Consider the following 7,264-nt stretch of genomic DNA (forward strand, 5'->3'; position numbering starts at 1 on the left):
GCCATCCTATTTTTTCGTGGTTTTGAATGCCCGGAAAACCGCTCCGATCGCACCCACCACCGGCATCGTCACGATACCAATGGTGCCCAATGCAATGTTGCCGGCGCCCACGATAATATTGGCCACACCACCACCAGCCCCTTGCACACCTTTGGCAATTTTCTGGGCGGCACGATCCGTTCCGGTTGGTTTGGGTCCTGTCACCTCTTCATCGGGTTCCTCTTCGGGACCGACGACTGTGGTTTTCACTTTGTCGGCCACGGTTTGACTTTCCTGGACCATGGCGCCGATCATGTCACCCAGCGCATTGAAAATCCCGGTTCCGAGGGATTCGATGGGCACCTGCAAGGTGCCATTTTCGTCAACTTTGCGATGACGGTTGGTGCTTTTGCTTTTCGGGGGCGCCGCGGAAGGGGCGCCGGAGTCGGCTGTTTTGGCCTGGGCCGGTTTGATGACCGGTTCATCGTCCAACGGCTCTTCCCCTTTCAGTTGACGCAGGAAAGCCTCGCTGAGGCGGGCCTGGGTCGGGGAGGGCAGTGTATCGATTTTGGGCCGCGACATCGCGGGGGCTCTGGAAATGGGCGGAACCAGAATACCCGGTTGCAGCTTTTGGCTCTCATCGGCGGCTGCGGTTTGTTGCGTCATGAACTGGAATTTGGCCACCGGCGGCAGTTCCGTGCCGCTTTCCGTGGTGCTGACCGCTTCCACGCCGGTCGCAGTCGTGCGAACCGTGGTGGTGACATCCTCTTGAATGGTGAAGGTCGAATGGGGTTTGACATCGCCCACCGGTTCCAGGGTGGGAACAGCCGTGACCGGCTCCTCTTGCGACTCTTCCTGGGCGGCTGATTTGGCCTTCAGGGATGAGCGCAGATCAAACCCTTCTTCCATACGCTTGGAGGCGGCGTCACGGATCATTTTGAGCACCCGTTCTTTTTCAGCCGCGGCCACGTAGGGATCCTTGCGGGGCATGGCGGAGGAGGGGGATTCCTCCTTGTCTGAAGGCTCTGGGGCTGAAGGCTCTGGTTTGGCCTCGGGAGTCACCGCGGGGGTGCCTGTCCGGGCCAGATCCGTGAACCGGTCCACCAGACCCGACAATTCCGCCTTTTTCTCTGCCGCAGGCTCTTCGGATGGGGCGGGCGTAACCTCTGCCTTTTTCTCGACAGCCGGTGAGAGGGGAGGAGTCGAGGAGAGGATCGCGGGTTTGGGATCCGCGGCCTTGATCGAGACCGTCACTTCCGGCTTGCCGGCCATCTCAGGCACAGGGGCAGGGGGCGGGACGGGTTTGGGGGCTTCGATTTTGGCGTTGCTGATCCAGGGATCATCCTTGTTGATCGCCGGGGTGACAGGAGCCTCCGCCTTTTTGTCTTCCGGAGCCGTCGTGATGGCTTCCGGTTTGGCCTCTGGTTTGACTTCCGGTTTGGCTTCCGGTTTGGCTTCCGGTTTGGCTTCCGGTTTGGCTTCCGGTTTGGCTTCCGGTTTGACTTCCGTCAGCTTGGGGGCGTCAACCACGGAAGGGGCTGCCAGGGGTTCAGGTTTTTTGTCCTCGGGTTTGGACGCTGCGGCCACAGGCGCAACCGCGGGCGCTTCCTCTTTTTTCTCCGGGAGTTTGGCAGCCTCCACCACCGGCTTGTCCGCTTCAGGCTTGGCCACGGCCGACACGGGAGCCGTTTCGTCCTTGGTGATTTTGAGCTCCACCTTGGGAGGCTCGATCACCAGGGGCTTGGGAGCCTCGGATTTGGGAGCCGCGTCCACCGAAATTCTGACGGACGGCGCGGGCATGGGGGCAGGCTTCACCTCGGTCACAGTTTTTTTCTCATCCGGTTTGGGGGCCGCTGGATTGGCCTTCAATTTATCGTTGATCTGACGTTGAAGAACCGCATCCAGATGGTTGGCAACCGCATTGCCCTCTGGATCGGAACGTTCTTCCGCAGCGCCCGGTTTTCCACCCATGGTCTGCGCTTTCAAATCCTTCTTCCCGCCTCCCGGTCCATCTTTGATCTTTTCCATCGGACTTTTCTCCTGTCAGCCGTTATTCACTGGCAAAAATAGGCATCTATCGCTGTTACTGTAATGTCACGAACATTCGTTTGCCATCCCGCTCGACATCCAGAAGGATGGTCTTGGCGGTTGCTGCGGATTTGATGGCTTTATCCAATTCGGCATTGGAAGTGACCGGAAGCGAGTTGATGGCCACAATGATATCGTTGGCGCGGATACCCGCTTTATCGGCCTGCAACCCGGGATCGGTTTCCTGAACCATGGCCCCCTGTTTGTTTTTGAGGGCCGGATTCTTGGTGATCATGCTGGGCTGGATGGGTTGCAGCTCCATGCCAAACCATTCAAACTCGGTTGGGGCCGGAGGCGTGGTTTTGGCCGGTTTCCCACCCGGGGCCGGGGTCATGGTTGCCATATTGGGGGCGGTGACCATGGGTTGAACCACCGTGTTGACCGGCGGTGGGGTCATGGTAATCCCCACTTCCATGCGTTTTTGCTTGCGCACCATGGAGAGCCGCGCCTTGTCACCCACGGCAAGGCTGTTCAAACGTTGTTGCAGCTCTTCCGGATTGCGCACCCAACGTCCGTTGACCTTGAAAATGATGTCACCCGCCAGCAAGCCTCCCGTTTCCGCCATGGAACCGGGCTGAACGCTTTGAATGAACACACCAGCCGAATAGGGGGGTTGAAACCGTTTGACGATCACACTGTCCAGCGGTTTGAAGTCCGCGCCACTGATCAGCGGGATGGTGGTGGTCGGCGTGGCCACGGCTTGTGGGGTCGCCGGAGTCATGGTTTGCGGTGTCGCCGGGGCCATGGTCTGGGCCGAAGCGGCGGGAAGCGCCACGTTGATGCCATTGGCCCCACCCGGCGTGGCGGCGGGATTGGCGATGGTTTGATTGACCAGTTGTCCGCTACGCAGGATCACATGGCAGTTTTCGCACTGGCCACGGTCTCCGTGGGGCGCCACGGCATTGGCGGGAATGGGGGGGGGACCGGTGCGGGTGGTGGCGGCCACGGCGCGACCTTGTCCGATCCAACCGGGTTGCATCATGGCCGGGGTCACATCCGGAATGGTGATCAACTCGGAGATGAACTCACGCACACTGTTCACCGGCACCGCGAAGCCAACACCGGAGAAGGCCTGGGTCGGAGAGTAGATGGCGGTATTGATGCCCACCACATAGCCGTAACGGGAAACCAGAGGTCCGCCGGAATTGCCCTGATTGATGGCGGCATCGGTTTGAATCAGATCCTTGTGGATCGTGCCTTCGATGGTCACGGCCTTGCGGGAGCCGGAGACAATGCCTTTGCTGACGGTTTGATCCAGTCCGAAGGGACATCCCACCGTGATCACCGGATCCCCCACCTGAATCAGATCGCTGTTGCCCAGGGGAGCGGGTTGCAACGGCATGGGTACATTGATTTTCAGCAGCACCAGATCCCGGGCCGGATCCAGACGTACCACGTCGGCGGGATAACGTTGCATCCCCTGGGCACCGAAAACGGTCACGAAGACGTTCTGGGAATTTTCCACCACGTGAAAATTGCTGACGATATAGCCATCCGCCGAGACAATCACCCCGGAGCCGATGCTTTCCATGGCCACACCGGAGAAGGGGCTGGCGAATTTCAAGCCATCGGGCGCGGCCGGATTGGGTTGCGGAAGCGCATTCGGTTGTTGTGGTCCCATCGCCTGTTGTGTGGCGGGTGTCATGGCCACCGGAGAGGCGGGGCTGCGGTTCTGGGTGCTGACATTGACCACGCTGGGTAAAATCGAACGCACCACCGTGGGGAAGGATTCCGGATCCGTCGGAGAACCCGTGCCCATGGTTCCCTGGGACTTTTGCTGCGGCCACAAGAAGCCGGCGTTTTGGCCATCCAGCATGGGCTGGGGGGCTTGCATGGCGGGTTGAACGGCTTGCAGGCCGGGTGGGGCCATTTGCACAGGAGTTCCCGGCAATTCGGCGATTGCCTGAATCCCACGCTGACCGATGTCCCGGGTGGTGGCCAGAGCCTTTTCGGAATCGATACCGATCTCGTCCAGAAAATAATTCAAATACCAGTAACTTCCCATCAGGCCAAAAACAGCCAGGGCACCAATAATATAAAGGTATTTTCTGTATTGCAGACCGCATTCGACGCTTTTGTTGGGAAACATTGCGTTTTACTCGTCCGATTGTGAAGAAGGTTCCGTCAATTCCGCATCCAGAGGTTGTGCGGATTGGCCATTGCGAATTTTGGAGACCCCGGCCCCCAATGCCACCAGTCCCAGCACCACCAGCAGCAAAGGCACCAGTCCACGCAGCATTTCCACGATGGACCACCACCAAGTGGCAACACCCCACAAACCAAGCGCCATTGAGATCAATCCGAACACGATTCTGGGCATGACCAACCAATCCTTCCTAAGTTGACTAAATGGACGACAAGTTAAACTCTTCCACCGGTTTGCGTTGGCCTTTCACGGTGTTCATGACCATCAGCGAGTATCCGAACAGCAAGATGTTCACGATGCCCGTGAAGATAAAAGGCGTTGTCGGGCCAAGCCAGTCGAAAAGAATGCCACCGACTTGCAGAAAGAAAATCACTCCAAAGCATCCGACGGTGTTGAACACCCCCAGAACCGAGCCTCGGATCTCTTCCGGAGCCAGATCCAGGGCCAGGGTTTGCGGGACCAGGATGCATCCGGCCTGTCCGACGCCGATCACGATGATCGGCAGCACGATCCACCAGGAAAAGGGGTTGAAGATCAGTCCCATGGAGGCGAATCCGACGCCGGAGAGCAGCAGGCCGATGGCCACGGCCGGAATGCGACCCAATCGTTTGGTGACCCGACCCCAAATGGGGATCGAGATCAGCACCACCAACCCCAGCAATCCAATCACCAGTCCGGCGCGGGAAGCGGCTTGCGCATGGCTGGTTTTTTCCATCAGGTCGGCAAAATAGATAAACCAAGTCATCAAAAACAGTCCGACAATCACCATGTCGTTGCGGGAGGTGAAGGCGGACATGAAACTGAGCCGCAACCCTTGCTCTTTTTTGACCAGTTGCCAGACTTCCCGAAATGGAAAGCTTTGGTCCACTATTTTGGGTTGAGCTGTTTCCACCAGCAACCGTTTGGCGAGCCAAGCGCCGGTGAGGGCGAAAATCGCCGCCAGCCACATGGTCATGGTCACGCCGATCTGTTCGGGCAGTTGCATGAACACCGCATAGACCAGGGTAACACCAAACGCCATCATGAAGCCAACATTGGCCAGCAGCAGAGGCCGATCTTCCTGTCTGGTGTAGTCACCGGTGAGGGTGGCCACCTGCGGCCAGATCAAGGTGCCCCCCAAAGACATCAAGACCCGCACCACATAAAAGATCACCAGGGCGTTGAAGCCCAACAGGGCGCCGATTTCCTTGTCGAAGGGGGCGAGCATGGCGGTCACCCCGGCCAACAAAAAACCGTAGACGATCAGGGGAACCCGTCCGATCCGGTCCGAAATGTACCCCAGATAACCCACGAAAAACAGATCCACCAACTCGGTGATCACCTGGATGTTGGCATTGACGAATCCGGCATTTTCCCGGGCCAAACCCAGCACCTGACTCAAATACAGCGGCTGCAACGCCAACACCAGAGTCAAAAAGATCATGACAATGGCGACCACCAGATACAGGGCGTTATGGTGATGTCCCTGGAGTTCGATGGCGCGGGTATCTTCCGCGTCTCCGGCATCCTTTTCGGTGGCTGAATCAGTGGGCACGATGACCGTCTCCCACAGGTTCGGCGCGAAGATAGGTGGCCAGGGTGGCGATAAACGGTATTTTCCAGCATTGGTTCAATGCGACCGACAGCAGACCGAACGCGCTCAAAAACAGCACCATCACGGTTGACGTGCTGAACAGATACGGTCCCAGTCCCGGAATGTGCATCGCGAAAAAGGACAGAACCGACCAGATCCACAAGACCAATCCCTGACGGGCATGGAAATCGACATAACGATCATTTTGGTTGAGCAGTACGGGCACCAGACAGAGAATACCCATATAGCTCAAGGCAGCCATCATTCTGATTTTCATGGGCGCAGTTTCGTCAGATCAGAATGTTGTGACACCCCGCATCCGGAAACCTCTTGCGAGATTCTCGGATGCGGGGACCTTTAGTCAGTTTTCCGGAACGTCTTCATGAAGCGCGGTTCGGAATTCAGCTGAGGGCGTCTTCCAGTTCGCCGTCTTCTTGAGAGCGTTTCATGTAGCTGTAGATGCCCACACCCACAGCGGCCACGGCGCCCACCAGCAGAATCGGTCCCCAGGCGCCCAGGCCAAGACCCAGACCCAGGCTGGTTCCGGATCCGGTCCAGATGGTGCCACCACCGGTGGCGATGCCCTTGGCACCCACAGCGGCTTTGGCGCCACCGGTCAGCGTGGCGGAACCGGTGATCGCCGATCCACCGGCCATGGTGTTGGCACCACTGGCAATGGCTCCGGTTCCCACCGTGGATCCCGTCGCGACAACCGCTCCGGTACCACCGGCGACGCTGCCGCCTTTGCACAGGGCCGCTCCACCTTTGCCCGCACCGGCGCCTATACCCATGCCTTTGCCAGCGCCCATGCCTTTGCCGGCCATGGATGCGCCCTTGCCCGCTTTGGCGCCATTGCATACCACGGCGCCCTTGCCGGCACCGGTGGCTCCTTTGGCTGCGGTGCCTTCCATTTCAAAGCCCATCTGCTGCATGACCACGCCGCCGCCAGCGGCGCTCTTGGCCGCCACGCCGCCGATGCCGGGATGCAACACCAACCATTTGCCAGCCGCCGCCGTACCGATGGGGCTTTGGCCCACGGTCACGGTTTTGCCAACCAGGGCGGAAAGCTGACCGGCCTGCCGCGCCCCTTCGAGCTTGAGGGCCACCATGCCATTTCCGGCGCCATTCCCGGCGAGGGGATGCAGGAAAATCCAGTTGGCCATGCCATCACCCGTCGCCACGGTGCTGCCCACCGTAAACGACTGGCCGGCCAGCATGGGCACTTGGGCTGCCTGAGCGGCCCCGCTCAACTTGAACATCAGTGTTTCCCCTGCCATTGCATCTCTCCTACTCGTTATATGTTAACAGCCAGTCGCAGAATCAAATCTTGCTTATGCGCCAATGACCAGTTTGAATGAACGACAGTTCAGGTTGACAGATCAACTTTGGATCGGACAATCTTGTTCTTGTTCTTGTTCTTGTTCTTGTTCTTGTTCTTGTTCTTGTTCTTGTTCTTGTTCTTGTTCTTGTTTTTGTTC

Annotated in this window: 6 protein-coding genes; all 6 read right to left on the reverse strand. The window is 58.5% G+C overall.

The window, feature by feature from the left end:
* Nucleotides 1-6 precede the first annotated feature (6 nt).
* The 6 genes from HQL98_13680 to HQL98_13705 all read right to left on the reverse strand — a co-directional run bounded on the left by HQL98_13680 (nucleotide 7) and on the right by HQL98_13705 (nucleotide 6,595).
* Nucleotides 7-2,007, reverse strand: a complete 2,001-nt coding sequence (locus tag HQL98_13680; GenBank protein ID MBF0273095.1) for a hypothetical protein — start codon at nucleotides 2,005-2,007, stop codon at nucleotides 7-9.
* Between the two features lie 55 nt (nucleotides 2,008-2,062).
* Nucleotides 2,063-4,156, reverse strand: a complete 2,094-nt coding sequence (locus HQL98_13685) for a trypsin-like peptidase domain-containing protein (GenBank protein MBF0273096.1) — start codon at nucleotides 4,154-4,156, stop codon at nucleotides 2,063-2,065.
* 6 nt (nucleotides 4,157-4,162) lie between these two features.
* Nucleotides 4,163-4,387 carry a hypothetical protein gene (locus HQL98_13690; protein MBF0273097.1) on the reverse strand — a complete coding sequence of 75 codons (225 nt, stop codon included), beginning with the start codon at nucleotides 4,385-4,387 and terminating at the stop codon, nucleotides 4,163-4,165.
* Nucleotides 4,388-4,412: 25 nt separating this feature from the next.
* The gene (locus tag HQL98_13695; protein ID MBF0273098.1) at nucleotides 4,413-5,636 is read right to left on the reverse strand and encodes an MFS transporter; all 1,224 of its coding nucleotides are present in this window, start codon (nucleotides 5,634-5,636) and stop codon (nucleotides 4,413-4,415) included.
* A 100-nt stretch (nucleotides 5,637-5,736) separates the two neighbouring features.
* A complete protein-coding gene (locus HQL98_13700; protein ID MBF0273099.1) occupies nucleotides 5,737-6,063 on the reverse strand; it encodes a hypothetical protein in 327 nt (108 codons plus the stop codon).
* A gap of 124 nt (nucleotides 6,064-6,187) precedes the next feature.
* A complete protein-coding gene (locus HQL98_13705; GenBank protein ID MBF0273100.1) occupies nucleotides 6,188-6,595 on the reverse strand; it encodes a magnetic particle specific iron-binding protein in 408 nt (135 codons plus the stop codon).
* Between the last annotated feature and the right edge of the window lie 669 nt (nucleotides 6,596-7,264).

It is taken from the genome of Magnetococcales bacterium, assembly GCA_015231755.1.
Lineage (GTDB): Bacteria > Pseudomonadota > Magnetococcia > Magnetococcales > Magnetaquicoccaceae > Magnetaquiglobus.

What these genes read in the sequence shown, in the direction of transcription:
- HQL98_13680 (MBF0273095.1), bottom strand. Translation starts at nt 2,007, where the DNA reads ATGGAAAAGATCAAAGATGGACCGGGAGGCGGGAAGAAGGATTTGAAA.
- HQL98_13685 (MBF0273096.1), bottom strand. Translation starts at nt 4,156, where the DNA reads ATGTTTCCCAACAAAAGCGTCGAATGCGGTCTGCAATACAGAAAATAC.
- HQL98_13690 (MBF0273097.1), bottom strand. Translation starts at nt 4,387, where the DNA reads ATGCCCAGAATCGTGTTCGGATTGATCTCAATGGCGCTTGGTTTGTGG.
- HQL98_13695 (MBF0273098.1), bottom strand. Translation starts at nt 5,636, where the DNA reads ATGATCTTTTTGACTCTGGTGTTGGCGTTGCAGCCGCTGTATTTGAGT.
- HQL98_13700 (MBF0273099.1), bottom strand. Translation starts at nt 6,063, where the DNA reads ATGAAAATCAGAATGATGGCTGCCTTGAGCTATATGGGTATTCTCTGT.
- HQL98_13705 (MBF0273100.1), bottom strand. Translation starts at nt 6,595, where the DNA reads ATGGGCGCTGGCAAAGGCATGGGTATAGGCGCCGGTGCGGGCAAAGGT.